This window comes from Roseburia intestinalis L1-82 (genome assembly GCF_900537995.1).
GTDB lineage: Bacteria > Bacillota > Clostridia > Lachnospirales > Lachnospiraceae > Roseburia > Roseburia intestinalis.
Map to the genome: position 1 here is coordinate 56690 of NZ_LR027880.1, position 18002 is coordinate 74691.

The 18002-nt window shown below is 45.6% G+C and carries 17 protein-coding genes; 15 read left to right on the forward strand and 2 right to left on the reverse strand.

Annotation, left to right across the window (positions count from 1 at the left end; all coding sequences use genetic code 11):
* Positions 1-59: 59 nt before the first annotated feature.
* The 9 genes from RIL182_RS00275 (at position 60) to RIL182_RS00315 (ending at position 8095) form a co-directional block, all read left to right on the forward strand.
* Positions 60-548: an RNA polymerase sigma factor gene (locus RIL182_RS00275; protein WP_006857145.1), complete on the forward strand. Its 489-nt coding sequence runs from the start codon at positions 60-62 to the stop codon at positions 546-548.
* 2 nt (positions 549-550) lie between these two features.
* Entirely contained in the window at positions 551-1981 is a 1431-nt protein-coding gene (locus RIL182_RS00280; RefSeq protein WP_006857144.1) for a DUF4367 domain-containing protein, read from the forward strand.
* A 210-nt stretch (positions 1982-2191) separates the two neighbouring features.
* A complete protein-coding gene (locus RIL182_RS00285; protein ID WP_006857143.1) occupies positions 2192-3022 on the forward strand; it encodes an HAD family hydrolase in 831 nt (276 codons plus the stop codon).
* A gap of 75 nt (positions 3023-3097) precedes the next feature.
* A complete protein-coding gene (locus RIL182_RS00290; RefSeq protein ID WP_006857142.1) occupies positions 3098-3937 on the forward strand; it encodes a hypothetical protein in 840 nt (279 codons plus the stop codon).
* A gap of 184 nt (positions 3938-4121) precedes the next feature.
* Complete coding sequence (locus RIL182_RS00295) at positions 4122-4679, forward strand: biotin transporter BioY (RefSeq protein ID WP_055195643.1); 558 nt, start codon at positions 4122-4124, stop codon at positions 4677-4679.
* Positions 4680-4773: 94 nt separating this feature from the next.
* Positions 4774-5769, forward strand: a complete 996-nt coding sequence (gene bioB / locus RIL182_RS00300) for a biotin synthase BioB (RefSeq protein WP_055195646.1) — start codon at positions 4774-4776, stop codon at positions 5767-5769.
* 13 nt (positions 5770-5782) lie between these two features.
* Positions 5783-6523: a dethiobiotin synthase gene (gene bioD, locus RIL182_RS00305; RefSeq protein WP_006857140.1), complete on the forward strand. Its 741-nt coding sequence runs from the start codon at positions 5783-5785 to the stop codon at positions 6521-6523.
* Positions 6524-6604: 81 nt separating this feature from the next.
* Positions 6605-7795, forward strand: a complete 1191-nt coding sequence (gene bioA / locus RIL182_RS00310) for an adenosylmethionine--8-amino-7-oxononanoate transaminase (RefSeq protein ID WP_006857139.1) — start codon at positions 6605-6607, stop codon at positions 7793-7795.
* 84 nt (positions 7796-7879) lie between these two features.
* Positions 7880-8095, forward strand: a complete 216-nt coding sequence (locus RIL182_RS00315) for a hypothetical protein (RefSeq protein WP_006857138.1) — start codon at positions 7880-7882, stop codon at positions 8093-8095.
* A gap of 3 nt (positions 8096-8098) precedes the next feature.
* Here RIL182_RS00315 and RIL182_RS00320 read toward each other — a convergent pair whose 3' ends face one another.
* Positions 8099-10480: a transketolase C-terminal domain-containing protein gene (locus tag RIL182_RS00320; protein ID WP_006857137.1), complete on the reverse strand. Its 2382-nt coding sequence runs from the start codon at positions 10478-10480 to the stop codon at positions 8099-8101.
* Positions 10480-11601 carry a 2-oxoacid:acceptor oxidoreductase family protein gene (locus tag RIL182_RS00325; RefSeq protein ID WP_006857187.1) on the reverse strand — a complete coding sequence of 374 codons (1122 nt, stop codon included), beginning with the start codon at positions 11599-11601 and terminating at the stop codon, positions 10480-10482. The genes RIL182_RS00320 and RIL182_RS00325 overlap by 1 nt, the downstream gene beginning before the upstream one ends.
* Before the next feature lie 163 nt (positions 11602-11764).
* Between RIL182_RS00325 and RIL182_RS00330 the strand changes: the two genes are divergently transcribed.
* The 6 genes from RIL182_RS00330 to RIL182_RS00355 all read left to right on the forward strand — a co-directional run bounded on the left by RIL182_RS00330 (position 11765) and on the right by RIL182_RS00355 (position 17982).
* Positions 11765-12910 carry an SLC13 family permease gene (locus RIL182_RS00330; RefSeq protein ID WP_006857136.1) on the forward strand — a complete coding sequence of 382 codons (1146 nt, stop codon included), beginning with the start codon at positions 11765-11767 and terminating at the stop codon, positions 12908-12910.
* Positions 12911-12928: 18 nt separating this feature from the next.
* On the forward strand, positions 12929-13783 hold the full coding sequence (locus RIL182_RS00335; protein ID WP_006857135.1) for a DMT family transporter: 855 nt from the start codon (positions 12929-12931) through the stop codon (positions 13781-13783).
* A 340-nt stretch (positions 13784-14123) separates the two neighbouring features.
* On the forward strand, positions 14124-14951 hold the full coding sequence (locus RIL182_RS00340) for a glycerophosphodiester phosphodiesterase (RefSeq protein WP_006857134.1): 828 nt from the start codon (positions 14124-14126) through the stop codon (positions 14949-14951).
* Complete coding sequence (locus tag RIL182_RS00345; RefSeq protein ID WP_006857133.1) at positions 14948-15949, forward strand: alpha/beta fold hydrolase; 1002 nt, start codon at positions 14948-14950, stop codon at positions 15947-15949. Before RIL182_RS00340 ends, RIL182_RS00345 begins: the two co-directional genes overlap by 4 nt.
* A complete protein-coding gene (locus RIL182_RS00350) occupies positions 15930-17306 on the forward strand; it encodes an MFS transporter (protein ID WP_006857132.1) in 1377 nt (458 codons plus the stop codon). Before RIL182_RS00345 ends, RIL182_RS00350 begins: the two co-directional genes overlap by 20 nt.
* Entirely contained in the window at positions 17287-17982 is a 696-nt protein-coding gene (locus tag RIL182_RS00355) for a GTP pyrophosphokinase (protein ID WP_006857131.1), read from the forward strand. Before RIL182_RS00350 ends, RIL182_RS00355 begins: the two co-directional genes overlap by 20 nt.
* Positions 17983-18002 lie beyond the last annotated feature (20 nt).

Sequence of the window (18002 nt, forward strand, 5' to 3'; positions counted from 1 at the left end):
ATGAGCTCAGAAGAAACAACAGAATATACAGGATATTTAAGCCGGCGGAAAGGAAAGTTATGAAAAAAGAAGAATTGGGAGAGCTGATCATCGCATCCGAGGATATGATGTATCATGTGGCAAAAACGCTTCTGTACCGTGATGCGGACTGCGCAGATGCGATCCAGGAGACGATCGTGAAAGCATTTTCCAAACTGCATACATTAAAATCGGATGTCTATGCGAAGACATGGCTGACAAGGATTCTCATCAATGAATGTTATACCGTGATGAGGAAAGAGAAGAAAGTGGTGTCGCTTGAGGATTATCAGATGGAGGAGCGTGCGGCAGAGACAAAAGATTATTCGGAATTATATGAGGCGATCAGCCGTCTGTCAGAGGATGCGAGGCTTTCTGTCACACTGTATTACATGGAGGGGTACAGTGTGCGGGAGATAGCGGGGATCTTAGGTGTGACAGAGAGCGCCGTAAAGAACCGTCTGTCGCGTGCGAGGGCGAAACTGAAAAACGAATTGGAACAGGAAAACAGTTACGGAATGGAGAGTTGAGTATGAATATTGAAAATATGGAACAGGAATTTCCGAAAATGCCACAGAGCATGCGGGACATGATAGAAAAAGAAGTGGAAAAACAGGTAAAAGTGACACCGCAGAGAGGTTATTTTTCCCTGAAAAAAGCGGTAGTGGCGTCACTGGCGGCAACGTTTGTACTTGGAACGACGATTTTTGCGGGTACAAAATTATATCGCATGAGCAGCAGTCCGCAGGGTAATTACGGTATGACGACTAAAATTGAAAAAACGGATGCGACAGAAAATACAGAAAAAATAGATCCGGCACCGCAGCTTGCAATGAAATTATCTTATCTGCCGGATGGAATGACAGAGACGGAAGAAGGAAAATACAGCTATGAACAGACACCGGGGCAGGGAGGTATCTCGATTGTATTTTATCAGATGGATACCGGTGATGAGGCATTTTGGATGCAGGATCATTATGTGACGGAAAGTGAAAATATACAGGTTGGAAACCACGATGGTGTCTATGAAAAAATGCAGAATATTGTGGGTGATGACTCTGCATTTGACCAGATGATCTATGTAACTTATCCGGAATATCATTATGTCATGCAGATGTATGTCGGTCATGATGTGACAAAAGAGGAGGCCTGCAAGGTTGCAGAGGGCATTATTTTAGCACCGTCGGAGGAACTTGCGGATGGCACGGTGATAAGTCCATATAACTGGAGCGATTATGAGGATGCTATGGCGGAGAATAGCGGTGAGGATGAGGCGTTAAAGACGACAGTCACTGCGGAGGAGATGAAAAATCTGCATAAGATCGGCGAGGAATTTGCTGTGACGGGAGAAGCTGATGGAGAATCACAGAATCTGCGGATCAAAGTGACAGATGTGAAAGTGACGGATGATGTCGCAATCCTTGATCCGGTTTTTATGGATCGTGATATGCTGGACGTGGATGAAAATGGAAAACTTCTTCCGGATACGATTTCTTACATCAAAGCCGGAGACGGCATCAATACGCTCGATGAGGTCATAAGCAGCAGGGAGGTACCACGGAAACTGGTATACGTTACATTAGAGTATACCAATGCCGGGGAAACAGAATTGACGGATGTTTTATTCTTTAGTTCGGTCATGAAGATAAGGGAAGAAAACGAAGTTTACGAGATCTGCGGCGGGGAACAGCCAAAAGAGGGGGATGCATGGGATACAGTCCAGGCGGACAGCAGCAGTTTAGAGTATGGTGAAGAGATGGCATATTACGATGTGACCGGCGGAGAGAGGGGAAATAATTATTTTGGCAGCATCAAAGCCGGGGAGACAAAGATATTGCATGTGGGGTTTGTTGTGGATGAAGATGCACTGCCGTATCTTTATCTGAATACCGGTACTTCCGGCAGCAGTTATACATTTACGGAGCAGGATTTAGCGCAGGGGCTGGTGGATATCCGGCAGTAAAAAGGGAACAGTGGTAAAAAGGAAAGTGCACCCGGAAATCGGATTGTAGGAGCGGTTTTTCGGGTGCCTTTTCGTGTAATGATTGAAAGCCTGTAAAATGCATGATAATATAAAATAATCGGAAATCGGATATGATTAGAAAGGATCAGCCAGCGAAAAGGAAATTTAAAGTGCAAACCGTAATAATCTATAGACTGGCAGAGTGGTAGAATGGATAAAAAGGTAGTATTTCTTGATGTAGACGGAACAATGGTCAACGAAAAAGGCGAGATCCCGGAGTCTGCACAGTACGCAGTCCGGACGGCGCAGGCAAACGGCCACCGGATGGTGGTATGCAGCGGACGCAGCCGTTTTCAGATCTATGACGCACTGTTAGAACTTGGATTTTCCGGGATCGTCGGCGGAGCCGGAGCCTTTGTGGAGGACGAGGGAAAAGAGTTTTATCATGCATATATTGATGAGGAACACAGAAAAAGCAGTTTTGATTATTTAGAGAGCAATGGATTTTTATTCTGTTACCAGGCGGATGACGGTGTGGTGTTGAACCAGAGAAGCTGCGACGGCATGTTAAAGGTTTACCGGGATGCCGGAATGAGTAAAGAGCGCTTAGACCGCCTGATCGGACGGATGCACCTGACCGAGGAGCCATGGAAAAACGAAAAAAATGAGAAGATCATTTATTACGGCGCACCGTTTCCGGTCGCAAAGGTTCATGCGGACATGGAACCATATTTTGATGCAGTGGCGATTAGTCTGGACGGAATGGGTGATTTTGCGGGCGAGATCGGGATCAATGGCATTAACAAGGCAACAGGCATGGAGCGGTATCTGAACCATGTCGGCATTTCACGGGAAAACTGTATTGCGATCGGTGACGGACCGAACGACCTTCAGATGATGGAGTACGCCGGGATCAGCGTAGCGATGGGAAATGCGCGGGATGAGGTAAAGCGGCTGGCAGACATGGTGACGGATCATATTGATGAGGATGGAATTTTGCATGCGTTTGAGCGCCTTGGACTGATAAACGATTGTATTTGATGGAAAATGATGATACCATGAAATGGTGCAGGAAAAACCACGAATGGGATCGTGATGAGAGATCGGAGGAGCCCTATGGATAAAAAATCAGTTCGGGCAGTTGCAGTCACTATTTTTTCCGGGGTATTATTTTTGGAGAGCATGTTTGCAGGCGGAGTCGCAAGCGAGGAGACAGGAAAAGTCTTAGACGGCATGCGGGGACTGCGCAGAGTGAATAATGTGCATTATCTGGTAACGAACAGTTATTCCGGGAGCCAGGACATTGTGCAGCAGACGCAGGAGATCTGGGCTGACCTGTTAGATGAAACCTGGGCAGCGGAGTATAAGAATACGGATGCCGATGGTGCCATGACGTTTTTAAAGGAATTTTGTGATGGGGTTACGGTCAATTCTTACCAGGCAGGAGTCTGGAGCCAATGGAATGGCTACAGTACGACGACGGACATTCCAAATTATCAGGCACTTACGAATCCTGGCTACCGTGAGGAGGACGTTGTTTCTGCGGAATGTGTAGATTTAGATGACGGGGCGACGCAGATCATTTTTTCATTATCAGGGCAGCAGTTGAAAGAAAAAAGAGATCAGGCGCTTGATCTTATAGAACCGGCTGGTATGGAGGTGGAAGACGATACGGAGCAGATGGATAAGATGTCCGTCTATTACCAACAGTATCAGAAAACAGGCTATCAGAATGAGCGGATCGCATATACCATTAATAAATCCGGTGTTCTGACAGGAATGGAATACAGTTTTGATGTGAAACGGCCAAAAGTTGTGATAAAGGGTGGCGAGCAGAAGCTTGAAGGGGAAGAGGAATACGCAATGGGAGTGAAGATAGAGGTGCTTTCCTATAATCAGGCGAATATTCCGAAAGTGATCCGAAAGTGTGCAGCAGATGCCGGATATGACAGGTGAAGGCTGATGGAGATATAGATGATTTTCATTTATAACGGAAGAATGTGCATTCTAATGTTGGAAACAACAGAGTGATTTGATTGTTGAAAAGTGTGCAATGTTAACTTGATGAAAATAAAAAGTTGACATTACACTCTTTTTTGAGTAATATTGTTAACTATAAGATGAGCGGAGGTTAACAAAAATGAAAACGAAGGGCGTAATTTACTGTGGATTATTTACTGCACTGATTGCAGTCGGGGCATTTATCAAAATTCCGATACCGGTCGTGCCATTTACCCTGCAGTACCTGTTTACGATGCTGGCAGGTCTGCTGCTTGGTTCAAGACTGGGAACGGTGTCTGTACTTTCGTACATGCTGCTTGGGCTGGCTGGTCTTCCAATTTTTTCGGAGGGCGGCGGACTGTGGTATGTGTTTAAACCCAGTTTTGGATATATCATCGGATTTGCAGTGGGTACATTTGTGACTGGATGGATTGCGGAACATATGGAAAAAAAGACCATTGCACGGTACCTTCTGGCAAATCTGGCAGGACTGTTTTGTGTCTATGCAGTCGGTATGATTTATTACTATATCATCTGTAATTTTGTGATTAATACGCCGATTGCGGCAGGACCACTGTTTTTGTACTGCTTTGTTTTAGCGGTGCCGGGGGACATTGCCTTAAGTATTCTTGGGGCAGTGGTGGCAAAGCGTGTCAGACCGGTGCTTGCTTATGAGACAGTGCGGGCAAGATCTTAAAGATGTTGCAGCAGATATGGTTCATGAGATACAAATACATGGATCTGCGTTGGGATTATGCGCAGTATCCGAAAGATAAGCGGGAGAAAAAGAAATGAATGCACTTACATTAGCGGAAGAAATTATTAACGGAAGAAGAATCACAAGGGAAGATGACCTTTCATTTTTCCTGACCTGTGATCTTGGGGAGCTCTGTGAGGGAGCAGATAAGATCAGGGAAGCACGGATTGGGGATAAAGTAGATCTGTGTTCAATTATCAACGGGCGCAGCGGAAGATGCCCGGAGGACTGTAAATACTGTGCGCAGTCGGCACACCATCATACAAACTGTGAGGAGTATGATTTCCTTCCGGAGGAAGATATTCTGGCAGCATGCAAAATGAATGAGCGGGAAGGCGTTGATCGTTTTTCTATCGTTACAGCGGGAAGAGCACTGACGGGAGAGGAATTTGACAAGGCGATCCATGCATATGAGACGATGAAAAAAGAGTGTAAGATCGATCTGTGTGCCTCCATGGGATTTCTTTCTGCAGAACAGCTGTACAGACTGCACGAGGCGGGGGTTACCAGCTATCATCACAACATAGAGACATCCAGACGTAATTTTCCAAATATCTGCACAACACATACCTATGACATGAAGATCGAAACATTGAAAAAAGTAAAGGCAGAGGGAATGTGCGCCTGCTCCGGCGGAATCATCGGCATGGGAGAAACGTGGGAGGACAGACTGGATATGGCGGTCAGTCTTGCAGAACTTGGCATCGACTCGATTCCGATCAATGCGCTGATGCCGATACCGGGAACACCGTTAGAAGGTCTGCCAAGACTGTCTGAGGCTGATATTTTGCGCACGATCGCATTTTTCCGCTATATCAACCCGGATGCCAATATCCGTCTTGCTGCGGGAAGGGCACTTTTGACAAACGATGGGGAAATTGCATTCCAGGCAGGGGCATCCGCATCCATTACCGGAAACATGCTGACAACGGTGGCATGCGCAACGATCCGCAGCGACAGACGGATGTTAGAAGATTTAGGCCGTGATGTGACACCGGAGTACTGGAAAGAAGAAAAGTCAGAGGCATAGTAAGAATCGTCATATGGAAAAGAAATGTCCTTGTTATGTGGAAGGAAAGAATACAGAAAAGAGGATGGATATGAGCAAAGCTTTATTTATCACGGGTACCGGGACGGATATCGGAAAAACTTATGTGACCGGGCTGATCGTAAAAAAGCTGGCAGAAGAGGGAAAGTCAGCTGCCTATTATAAAGCTGCAATGAGTGGAAATGACCACAGGGCAGACGGATCACTGATCCCGGGAGATGCCCTGTTTGTGCAGAAAATGTCGGGTATTACACAGACGCTTGAGGAGATGTGCCCTTATGTATATGAACATGCATATTCGCCGCACCTTGCCTCACGGATCGAGGGACATCCGGTGGAGATGGCTGTGGTAAAAGATGGATACAAGGCCGTATGTGATAAATATGATTATGTGACTGTGGAGGGCAGCGGCGGTATTTTGTGCCCGATCTGTTTTGATGAGGCAAAGATCCAGCTTGAAGATGTGGTGTCGGAGCTTGGACTTTCCAGTATCCTGATCGCAGATGCCGGGCTTGGCACGATCAATAGTGTTGTGCTGACGGCAGAGTATATGAAGGCACATCATTTGCCGTTAAAGGGAATCATATTCAACCATTATCATCCGGGGGATGTGATGGAGGACGATAACATCTTTATGTGCGAATATATGACCGGACTGCTGACACTTGCGAAGGTACAGGACGGGGACACGGAGCTTAAGATGGATGTGGAAGCACTTGCGGGATTATATGAGTAAAGTTGATATGTATGAAATTTTGCAGCTATCTGGCAGCAGACTGTTAAGTAGTTGAGAACAGAATAAAAGAGGAGTAAAAATATGATCTGGTATCCTTACGAACAGATGAAAACAATGCGGGAACCTTATAAAATTTTAGATGCCGAGGGTGTTTATCTTTATACGAAAGATCAGAAACTGATCGATTCGGTATCGTCCTGGTGGTGTATGATCCATGGCTATAAACACCCGGAACTGACGGCTGCCATCAAAGAACAGGCAGATCATTTCTGCCATGTCATGCTTGGCGGACTGACACATGAGCCGGTGCAGAAGCTTTCGGATAAGTTGCAGGAGTATTTGCCGGGAGATTTGGATTACTGCTTTTTCTCGGATTCCGGAAGTGTTGCGGTGGAAGTCTCCTTAAAGATGGCATTACAGTACAATACAAATCAGGGCAGAAAACGTCCGCTTGTGCTTGCATTAGAGCATGCTTACCACGGGGATACGTTTAAGGCGATGGAAGTGGGGGATGATGAGGATTATCATTTCGCATTTGAAGAAAAAACGGGTGTGGTTCATATACCGACCGAAATCGCGGCACTGGAGGAGGCATTTGAGAAATATCATGACGAATTGAACTGTTTTATCGTGGAACCGCTGCTGCAGGGCGCAGGCGGAATGCGGATGTATGATATTTCTTTCCTGAAACGCGCACGCGAATTGTGTGATGCGTATGATGTACTTTTGATCTTTGATGAGGTTGCAACGGGATTTGGAAGAACCGGCAACCGTTTTGTGGCTGATCTGGTACTGCCGGATATCTTAGTGCTCGGAAAGGCACTGACCGGAGGTTATATCGGTCATGCGGTGACAGTGGCAAACCACAAGGTATTTGATGCATTTTACAGCGATAATGACCGTCATGCACTGATGCACGGACCGACCTTTATGGGAAATGCACTTGCCTGTGCCGTGGCACTCAAAGGGATTGAGATTTTTGAACGTGAAAATTATATGGGAAAAATCAAACGCATTGAAGAAATTTCACACCGTGAGATGGACGGATTTACGGATCCGAGGATCAGAGAAGTGCGTATTATGGGCGGCTGTACCTGTGTGGAAGTGCACGATGGAGCAGCCCTTGAAGGATTCCAGCAGTTTGCATATGAGAGAGGAGTCTTTTGCCGTCCGTTCTTAAAGTACATGTATTCCATGGTTCCTTACATTATAGAGGAAGAGGAACTGGTTCAGATTTTTGATGTGATGAAAGCATGGTTTCGCAGAGGTTAAAGCAGGTACTTGACATTAGACAGACAACTGTTAACATAGAATTAATCACTGTATGAAAAATCTGCATGATAAGGAGAAAAGACTATGTTAACAGCACTGTTTATTATTTTAATGTTTGCCGTATTTGGAAAATTGATCCTGTTTGCTTTCAAGGCATCCTGGGGGATCTTAAAAGTTTTACTTACGATCATTATCTTCCCGTTGTTTTTGATCGGGTTATTTGTTTCAGGACTGGTTTATATTGCACTGATACTGCTTGTAATCGCAGGAATTGTGTCGGTGGTCAAATCGTTGACATAAAAATTACAATAGCGGATGTTCGGCACATGCTGCCAGACGTTCATAGCGTCTGTCGACTTCTGCCTGAATCTGGTCTGCAACCGATTTATATTCTTCGGTGGCAAGATGTTTCGTGCGCCCCATCATGGAAAACCATTCCGTGACGGGGATTTTTTTATGCGATTTTTTTGGATCATAGCTCAGTGATGTGATGCCGCGTTCGATTTCATAGAGCGGAAAATAACAGCAGTCTACGGCGGCAGCAATGACTTTTCGTTCTGTGTCCGGACGGTCATTCCAGTTGAGCGGGCAGGCGGAGAGCGCTTTTACATAGGCGGTGCCGAATTCCCTTGCATAGGCAGCTGCTTTTGCAGCCTTTTTGATAAAATCATGTGGGTTCGACTCGGCGACGGTTGCCACATAGGGGAGGTGGGCCGCAGCCATGATCTGGGGCATGTCTTTGTGGAAAAAGGTCTTTCCGTACTGTGTTTTTCCGAGGTGGGAGGTGGAGCTTTTCGCACCCATCGGGGTAGAGTAGGAAAGCTGGTAACCGGTGTTCATATATCCGCCGTTGTCATATTCAAATAAGAGCAGATGATGTCCGCGCAGTGCCGTTCCGAGTGCAGAACCCATGCCGATATCCATGCCGCCGTCACCACTTGCCATGATAAATGTGATCTCGCCTTTGGGATATTCCCCGCGTTTTTGCCGTTCCTCAAATACTTCCACCAGACCGCTTAAAGTAGCAGCTCCATTTTGAAACAGGTTGTGGATATATGGGATGCGGAATGCCGTTTTTGGGTAGGCAGTGGTTGTCACCATGCCGCAGCCGGTCTGGAACAGAAAGACCACATTTCCTTCGATCCCTTTTAACAGCAGATTTAAGTTGACCGGTATACCGCAGCCGGGACAGGTTCCGATTCCCGGGGCGATCCGCTTGGGCATGGCGGTGGCGTCTTTGATCAATCCACCTTTTACAAGCATTTTTCCGGTTGCAGGATCGAAAGTGCAGGTTGTGACACCGGGGGACTGGCGATCTTTGGTGAGGGGTGCATAATACTGTGGCTGTGGGCAATTTTCTGTCGTACCCGGTGTGATTCCATAGTAATCAAAAGCCCTGGCATCAGGCGAAAGTCCCTCACGAAACAGTGCAACAGCATCCTCCACAAAAAAATCCTTCCCGCCAAGTCCGTAAATGCGGGTCAGTACCCGGATCGGGTGTGTGGAATCCGTGATATCCTGCAGGGCGGCGCGCAGTTCTAAGGACATATTTCCGCCGCCGGCGCCGTAGCTGTCCTGACGGTCTGCGGCAACGATCGTCTTTGCATGCATACAGAGATGGCGTAATTCGTCAGATGGAAATGGACGAAGCACATTTAATGTGACAACGCCAGCGCGGATGCCCTCTTTGCGCAGCGTATCTGCTGCAACTGTGGCGGGGTGAAAAGAGGAACCGAGCAGAAAAAGGATAATATCTGCATCTTCACACAGATATCCGCGGCAAAAAGTATGCATTCTTCCGGAGAGGGAGGCGAACTCATCAAACAGCATGGGAAGTTTTTTTCGTGTTTCTTCCATGGCGAGAAAAAGCTGATATTTGTTGTTGATAATGTCCGGTTCATTCATATAGGAGCCGACAGAGACCGGGTGATTCAGGTCGAGTACACTGTAAAAACGATTCTCCCCGGTGGAGTCATTTCCGGCAAAAGCGGAGATTTCGGGATTGTCACAGGAGAGTTTTTTCCCGATAAAGTGCTGTACGGTTTCATCTTCAGAAAAGACCATGCATTTTTGTTTCTGATGGCTGGTAAAGAAACCGTCAAAGGCAACGACAACCGGGAGATTCACTTTTTCGGCAAGTTTTAAGGCAATCAGATTGAAGTCGTAGACCATCTGCGGGTCATCCGCAAACAGAATGATCCAGCCGGTATTTAAAAGATACATGATATCGCTGTGATCACCTTTGATGCACAGAGGGCCGGAGACGGTACGGCAGGCGACATTCATGACCATCGGCATGCGTGTGCCGGACTGAACCGGAAATTGCTCTAAGGCATAGAGCAGACCGTTGGCGCTGGTGGCATTAAATACGCGTCCGCCGCCCGCCGAAGCACCGTAACAGATACCGGCGGCACTGTGTTCTCCCTCGGCGGCGATCAGCCGGATGTTGTGCTCGCCTCTTGCACCCGAAAGATCGAGATTTTCCGCAATCTGTGTGGAGGGGGTGATCGGATAATATCCCATGATATGATAATTGATCTGCTTTGCTGCGTAGGCGGCAAGCTCATTTCCACTTTCGTAAAGTTTGCGCTGGGCAGCGGTTTTCTTTACGAAAGCCTGTGTTGATGATTGCTGCTGATCCGATGATGGAAAAGCCTGTGTTGTTGATTGTTGCTGATCTGACATTATACGATACCTCCGTCAATACGTTTTTCATCAAGATAAGAATCACTGGTGATCCAGGAATTTGCGCCGGTCTTCTGGTACCGGACAGAGTCTGGCAGCAGATCCTGATCCGGCATGGAATGCGGCTTGTCCGGGTAATCTTTTTCTTCTGCTTTTACCAGAGCGTGAGTCGGACAGACATCCACACAGCGGAGACAGCCTTTGCAGTGTCTGTAATCAAGTCCCTGGTTGACCATTGCCTCTTTCCCCTTATAAGTTCCCGGTGCAAACTGAAATACCATATCCGGACAGGTAGAATCACAGAGTCCGCAGTTGATGCACCGATCCTGCAAAAAGAGAGGAATATAACCTTCGCGGGAGGGGGAGAGGTCATTTGATACCGTGCTGCCGGGGCGTGTATTGATCCCGCCGATCGGGGCGTTTTTGTAGCCCCAGATATAAGTTTCTTTTGCGAGAGAAGGGGAAGCAGTTCTGTCAGGAATCTTTTTTTCAGCTGTTTTTTCATACCCCATTTTTAAACCCTGCAGATTTGCCCCGATCAGTGCCGGATATTTTTTCCCAATAGTATTTTTGCAGAGTGTTTCAATGGAATCCATCGGGATAAAAGGACACGCTCTGGTGATCGCACCGAGCATAACCATGTTAATGCGGGATCTGGATTCCATGGCGATGGAGAGTGCGTCCAGACAATACAGCGTTCCAGTTGGAATATTGTATTTTTCTGCCGCTTCATCACAGGATAAAGGTGTATTTAAAACAATTTTTGTGTCGGCGGAAATCCCGTCTAATACTGGGTAAGTCCCGATCAGCCCTTCGTGAAAAATGCCAAGTACATGCGGTTGTAATACCGGGCTGTTGATGCGCAGTGGATGGGAAGCGGGACTCCAGCGGATATAGGATTTTACCGGTGAACCTCGTTTTTCAGATCCGTAGCTGGAAAAACTTAAGGAGTTTAAGGAAAGGTATAAGGCACCGAGTTCGCCGAGCATTTTTCCGCAGAGATTTGCGCCGAGACCGCCGATGCTCTCTAACCGTATTTCAAAATAACCGTATTCATTTGTAACCGGAAGTGTAACTGGGGTGTACATCATATGCTCCATTCTTGCGCTATATTCACGCATTTTATTGATTCACTCATATACAAAAGTTTGATTTTACATAGCAAATGTGATTTTACATAGCTATGTGTCTGTTATTTTATAGTGTGTACAGAAGCAGACGAATCATGCGCTTTTTTTTGTTTACATCCGGGGGGAAAGTGATTAGAATAGACAGGTAGGTTTTATGGGTGGTGTCATATATATGAAAGAGAAAATCATAGCATTTGTAAAAAAAGAAACAGTGCTGGTCGTTGCAGCCATTTTAGCTGTAATATCCGCTTTTTTTGTGCATCCGGATCAGGCATATATCGATTATATTGATTTTCGCGTGCTTGGGATCCTGCTCTCGCTGATGATCATTATGGCGGGCGTGCAGAATAATGGAATCTTTGATGAGATCGGGCGGTGGCTTCTTGCGCATACGAAAAATACGGCGCAGCTGGCATTTGTTCTTGTTTTTCTGTGTTTCTTTTCAAGCATGGTCATTACCAATGATGTTGCGCTTTTGACGTTTGTTCCGTTTGCACTTCTCACGCTGCAAAAATGCGGGCAGGAGCGTCTTATGGTGCCGGTCATCGTGCTTCAGACCATAGCGGCGAACCTTGGAAGTATGCTGACTCCGATTGGAAATCCGCAGAATTTGTATTTATATAATCTCTCAGAAATGAATGCTGGGGAGTTTCTTGTCTTGATGCTTCCGTATACGGTTGTTTCCGGTGTGCTGCTTGCCCTGACGATTTTCGTTTTAAGTGCAAGAAAAAGAAAAATCAGATTGACAGACTGTCATTTTTCGGAAGAAAAAAAGGAAATGAACAAAAAACTGACCGGCATGTATGCGGTTTTATTCCTTATGGCGCTTTTGGTCGTGGCAAGGATCCTGCCGTATTATATTTTGCTTGCGGCGGTAGCTGTGTCTGTGTTTTTATCAGATAGAAAAGTACTGGGGCAGGTGGATTACTGCCTGATCTTTACGTTTATCGCTTTCTTTATTTTTACAGGAAATATCGGACGGCTGCCGGCGTTTCAGGAAGTACTGCATTCATTGGTTAACGGAAGGGAACTTCTGGTGGGAATTGCCACAAGCCAGGTGATCAGCAATGTTCCGGCGGCACTGTTATTGTCCGGTTTTTCGGGTGATTTAAAGCAGCTTTTGCTTGGTGTAAATTTAGGGGGACTTGGCACACTGATCGCCTCCATGGCGAGCCTGATCTCCTATAAAATATATGCGCATAATTATAACCGCACGAAGGGGTATTATCTGTTGTGGTTTCATCTGGCAAATATCATTTTTCTCGCGGTACTTGTGCTGCTTGCGCTGGGAATGCGGTAAAATGGGAGGGAGAATAAAATGCAGGAAAAACAATTAGATAAAGAAAGTATGAAGGGAACCATCTATGTGCTGCTCTCTGCAGTATGTTTCAGCACCGGAGGTGTTCTGATAAAGTCGATTCCGTGGAGTTCCATCACGATCCAGGGAATCCGCAGTATTTTTTCATTTATGCTGATCGCATCATATATGGTCATCACAAAACGAAAGTTTGTATGGAACAAAACGGTGTTGTTTGGAGCCGTCTGCAATACGGCTATGGCTTTAACGTTTGTTTCAGCAACAAAGATGACAACGGCGGCAAATGCGATCGTGCTTCAGTTTACAGAACCAATCTTTGTGATTCTGCTGATGTGGGCATTATATAAGAAGAAACCGAAAAAAGCGGCAGTGGTGGCATGTGCGGTCGTGTTTGCCGGTATCTTATGCTTCTTTTTAGATTCCCTGAGCGCCGGGGGAATGGCGGGAAATCTGCTTGCGGTATTTTCGGGATTTACCTATGCGCTGGTTATGATGATGAAAGGTTTTCCGGGAGCTGATTTTGAATCGTCATTGCTGGCATCCCATGTGATCAGCCTTAGCATCGGACTGCCTTCGTTTTTGGGGGAGACCGATCATTCTGCGAAGGCATGGATCTGTATTATCCTTCTCGGTGTGATCCAGTTTGGCTTATCCTACATCTTTTTATCGAGGGGCTTGGATCGTGTTTCGCCGGTCACGGCATCCTTAACTTCTACATTAGAGCCGATCTTAAATCCAATTTTAGTTGCGATCTTCTGCGGTGAGACAATCGGGCGCACGGCAGTCATTGGCGCAGTGCTTGTGATCGGAGCGGCAGCCTGCTATAACGTTTATGAGGCGGCGCATAAGGATTAAAGGAATTCCGGCATCAAAATATATGATGTTAAAACCAAATAGTGCTTCACAACATGGCGGCTGACAAATTGCGCAAAGCCGAGAATGCTTTTCTTATTTTCGGACAACGGAACAAAACAGGCACGGCTTTGCGCAATTTGTCAATCAATAAACCTGAACGCACTATTTGTGCCAACAACATTATAAGGTATATTACAGAATCACAAAAACGTGGTTCTGTATTTTTTTACCCATTTTTTACATAAACCCCCACACCCATTTTACAATATCCGCTTAGGATATAGGGTAAAGATGAGAGAAATAAAAGAATCGATGCCGGACAGGCGGATTTAGTGCGCAGATGGAAGAAACCGGCAGGAATGGAGAAGAGATGGAAAGAACACTCGTGTGGGGACACCGCGGTGCGAGCGGTTATGCACCGGAAAATACAATGGCAGCTTTTGAGAAAGCGGTAGAGCTTGGCGCAGATGGAATTGAACTGGATGTGCAGCTCACAAAAGACGGAGAACTTGTTGTCATCCACGATGAAACGATCGACCGTGTGAGTGATGGAAGCGGCTGGGTAAAAGATTATACCTACGCGAAGCTGATCAAACATAATTTTAACCGTACACATCCGGAGTATGAACATGCACAGATACCCACGTTAGAGGAAGTCTATGCGTTGATAAAACCGACAGATCTGACCATTAATGTGGAAATCAAGACCGGAGTCGTGTTTTATCCGGAAATTGAGGAGCGTGTGTTAGATCTCACAGAGCGGATGGGACTCATGGAACGTGTGATTTTTTCCTCCTTTAATCACTATACCATACAAAAGATCAAAGAGATCAATCCGGAAGCAGAGACAGGAATGCTTTACTGCGATGGAATCATCAATCCGGTTAGTTACGCTTCGTATGTTGTGGGAGCAGATGCACTGCACCCGGCACTTTACAACATTCAGTATGAAGGATTTATGGAAGAGTGCAGGAGGCAGAAAAAGAAAGTCCATGTATGGACTGTAAATGAGGAAAAATATATGCGGCTCGTCTGTGCGGCGCGTGCCGATGCAATGATCACAAATTATCCGGACCGCGGCAAAAAAATTGCGGAAGAGTACAGTGATGGGAAATTGACACCGGAGCTGGTGAAATTGTTGAGGCATAAAGAAATGGCGGCGTTATGAATGCGGCAGGCAGTCTGTATTTTGCAGACGAAGGGTATCTGACCTGGCAGAAAAATCTGGTGGAACCGTACCTGAAGCAATGCCAGAAGTATGCTTATTTTCACAGTTATGACGGGGCGGCCATTTTTTATCAGCAATATCTGGCAGCGGGGGCGGATACCTGTATTGTGATCTCACATGGATTCAGCGAGTTTGCAGAAAAATATAACGAGGTTATTTATTATTTTCTGCAGCAGGGCTGTTCCGTTTATATCTTAGAACACCGCGGGCACGGCTATTCAGAACGTGAGGTTTCGGATGACCAGAAAGTATATATCCGTGATTTTGAAGATTATATCAAAGATTTAGACTGCTTTATGAAAAAAATGAATTACCGGATGGAGCGGCACCGCATCTTATTTGCACATTCCATGGGAGGTGCGGTCGCGGCGCGTTATATCGAGGAACATCCGAAAGTATTTGAACGTGCGATCCTTTCTTCACCGATGTTTCGGATGCAGACCGGAAAGTATCCGTGGTGGGTGGCAAAAATGACAGCTGATTTTTATGTGAGAACCAAAAGAGGTGAACGTTATGCAGCGGGACAGACAGGGTTTGACAGCAGGCCGGATTTTGAACACAGCAGCTGTATTTCAAGAGAGCGCTATGATTATATTTTTGAAAAGAGGCTGAAAAATTCCAGATATCAGACCAATGGCAGTACTTATGGATGGCTTTTGGCAGCGATGCGTGCAACAGAAACGCTGATGCGGAAAAAGAATCTGGAGCGGATTAAAATTCCGATTTTGATCTTTATAGCAGGGAATGACCAAATGGTGGATAATCGTGCGATCGCAGTTTTTGAAAATCGTGTGGAGACGGCAGCGCTTGTCTGCATGCCGGCTTCCAAACATGAAATTTTTAATGCGGACTATCAGACCAGGTGCAGATATTATCAGGAGATCTTTGATTTTATCCTGCAAAACAGGAGGGAAAAACATGAAACAGAAATTAAATAAACTTGAAAAATACTGGGTAATGTACGATGTAGGCAACTCTGCCTTTGCGCTTTTAGTGTCCACGATCATACCGATCTATTTTAAAAACATGGCAGCCGGAAATGGCATATCCGCTTCGGACTCCACCGCATATTTAAGCTATGCGATCTCTATTTCCACTTTGATCGTGGCAATATTAGGGCCGGTGCTCGGAACGGTTGCAGATGGAAAGAACCGGAAAAAACCTTTATTTACGCTGTTTATGCTGATCGGTGTTCTTGGGTGTGCCGCACTTGCACTTCCGAAAAGTGCCATTTTATTTCTGGTTGTATTTGTGATCACCAAAGTCGGGTTTTCCGGCAGCCTTATTTTTTATGATTCTATGCTCGTGGATGTGACGACGGATGAGCGCATGGATGACGTGTCATCCCAGGGATACGCATGGGGATATATAGGAAGCTGTGTGCCTTTTGTTGTCAGTCTGGCATTGATTTTTGGAGCGGATTATATTGGAATCAGCGGTACGGTAGCGACAGCAGGAGCATTTATCATCAATGCCTTATGGTGGGCAGTTGTCACAATCCCGCTCTTAAAAAATTATAAGCAGAATTATTATGTGGAGACAAAAGTAAACGGAGTAAAAGAAACCATAAAAAGATTGGGGACTGTATGTGGTGAGATCAAAAAGGACAAAAAAGTGTTTCTCTTTCTCGTTGCATTTTTCTTCTATATAGATGGTGTATACACGATCATTGAAATGGCAACTTCTTACGGAAAGGATGTTGGAATCAGTGATACAAGTCTTCTTCTTGCACTGCTTCTGACACAGATCGTCGCATTTCCCTGTGCCATTATCTTTGGAAAACTGGCACAGAAATTTGAAACAGCCCGTCTGATCGCGGTTTGTATCGGAGCATACTTTTTGGTTGCAGTCTATGCACTTTGGCTGGATGCGGCATGGAAATTCTGGGTAATGGCAACGTTTGTGGGTGTATTTCAGGGAGCGATCCAGGCATTGTCGCGATCTTATTTTGCAAAGATCATTCCGAAGGAAAAATCAAGTGAGTATTTTGGGATTTTCGATATTTTTGGAAAAGGAGCATCTTTTATGGGAACGATGCTCATGGGTATTTCCACACAGATTTTCCACACTTCAAAAGCGGGTGTTATCGTGATCGCGTCAATGTTTGTGATCGGGTTTGTTATTTTTAAGATCCAGTCACAGACAATGCAGAGAGGGGAAAAACGTTCTTTGGCGGTAAGCAGGACCTGGGATGAGTTCGAAGCGGAAACGGAAAATGATTATGATGACTATGACTATGGATATGAGGATGATTACGAAATAGGAGATATGGATTTTGCCGAAGAAAGATTCTAAAAATCAGAAAAAAAGCATAGGAATAAAAGAGACTTTAGCGGGAGCAGATACTTCGCTCATGGAAAAACAATTAAAAGAACAGATCGAAGCACCTATGGTACGGCTTTCTTATACTTATGCGATGGATGTGGTGCAGGCAAAATTAAAAATGATCAATGCGGACCTGACGGAGCAGTTTGACCGTCAGGTTATTCGTAGTATGACAGGCCGGATCAAACAGACGGACAGCATTGCAAAAAAGCTGATGCGAAAAGGAAGAGAAGTAACATTTCAGGCAGCAGTGACCACTTTAAACGATATCGCAGGCATCCGTGTTGTCTGTTTTTTCTGTGATGATATATACCGCGTGGCGGATTATATAAAAAAGCAAAAGGATATTACCCTGATCAAAGAGAAGGATTATGTAAAAAATCCCAAAAAGAGCGGTTATCAGAGTATTCATCTGATTGTGGAGGTCCCGGTTACCTATTTAGAGAAAACAACAAAGATCCGGGTGGAGATTCAGATCCGGTCATTTGCAATGGACTACTGGGCTGAGCTTGACAATCAGATGTGTTATAAGAAGAGCGCAGGACAGATTGAAAATGTGGAGCGTGAAACAAAAGATTACTCGGATGTGATTGCAAAAGTTGACAATCAGATGTTAGAACTGCGCAGACAGATTGAAAAGATGTAAAAAGCAACGGAGGAAAAGAG

Bases quoted from the DNA above. Each gene is read 5' to 3' on its own strand.
- RIL182_RS00275 (WP_006857145.1), top strand. From the start codon at position 60: ATGAAAAAAGAAGAATTGGGAGAGCTGATCATCGCATCCGAGGATATG.
- RIL182_RS00345 (WP_006857133.1), top strand. From the start codon at position 14,948: ATGAATGCGGCAGGCAGTCTGTATTTTGCAGACGAAGGGTATCTGACC.
- RIL182_RS00320 (WP_006857137.1), bottom strand. From the start codon at position 10,480: ATGTCAGATCAGCAACAATCAACAACACAGGCTTTTCCATCATCGGAT.
- RIL182_RS00285 (WP_006857143.1), top strand. From the start codon at position 2,192: ATGGATAAAAAGGTAGTATTTCTTGATGTAGACGGAACAATGGTCAAC.
- RIL182_RS00290 (WP_006857142.1), top strand. From the start codon at position 3,098: ATGGATAAAAAATCAGTTCGGGCAGTTGCAGTCACTATTTTTTCCGGG.
- RIL182_RS00335 (WP_006857135.1), top strand. From the start codon at position 12,929: ATGCAGGAAAAACAATTAGATAAAGAAAGTATGAAGGGAACCATCTAT.
- bioB (WP_055195646.1), top strand. From the start codon at position 4,774: ATGAATGCACTTACATTAGCGGAAGAAATTATTAACGGAAGAAGAATC.
- RIL182_RS00330 (WP_006857136.1), top strand. From the start codon at position 11,765: ATGGGTGGTGTCATATATATGAAAGAGAAAATCATAGCATTTGTAAAA.
- bioA (WP_006857139.1), top strand. From the start codon at position 6,605: ATGATCTGGTATCCTTACGAACAGATGAAAACAATGCGGGAACCTTAT.
- bioD (WP_006857140.1), top strand. From the start codon at position 5,783: ATGGAAAAGAAATGTCCTTGTTATGTGGAAGGAAAGAATACAGAAAAG.
- RIL182_RS00340 (WP_006857134.1), top strand. From the start codon at position 14,124: ATGGAAGAAACCGGCAGGAATGGAGAAGAGATGGAAAGAACACTCGTG.
- RIL182_RS00350 (WP_006857132.1), top strand. From the start codon at position 15,930: ATGAAACAGAAATTAAATAAACTTGAAAAATACTGGGTAATGTACGAT.
- RIL182_RS00325 (WP_006857187.1), bottom strand. From the start codon at position 11,601: ATGCGTGAATATAGCGCAAGAATGGAGCATATGATGTACACCCCAGTT.
- RIL182_RS00295 (WP_055195643.1), top strand. From the start codon at position 4,122: ATGAAAACGAAGGGCGTAATTTACTGTGGATTATTTACTGCACTGATT.
- RIL182_RS00315 (WP_006857138.1), top strand. From the start codon at position 7,880: ATGTTAACAGCACTGTTTATTATTTTAATGTTTGCCGTATTTGGAAAA.
- RIL182_RS00280 (WP_006857144.1), top strand. From the start codon at position 551: ATGAATATTGAAAATATGGAACAGGAATTTCCGAAAATGCCACAGAGC.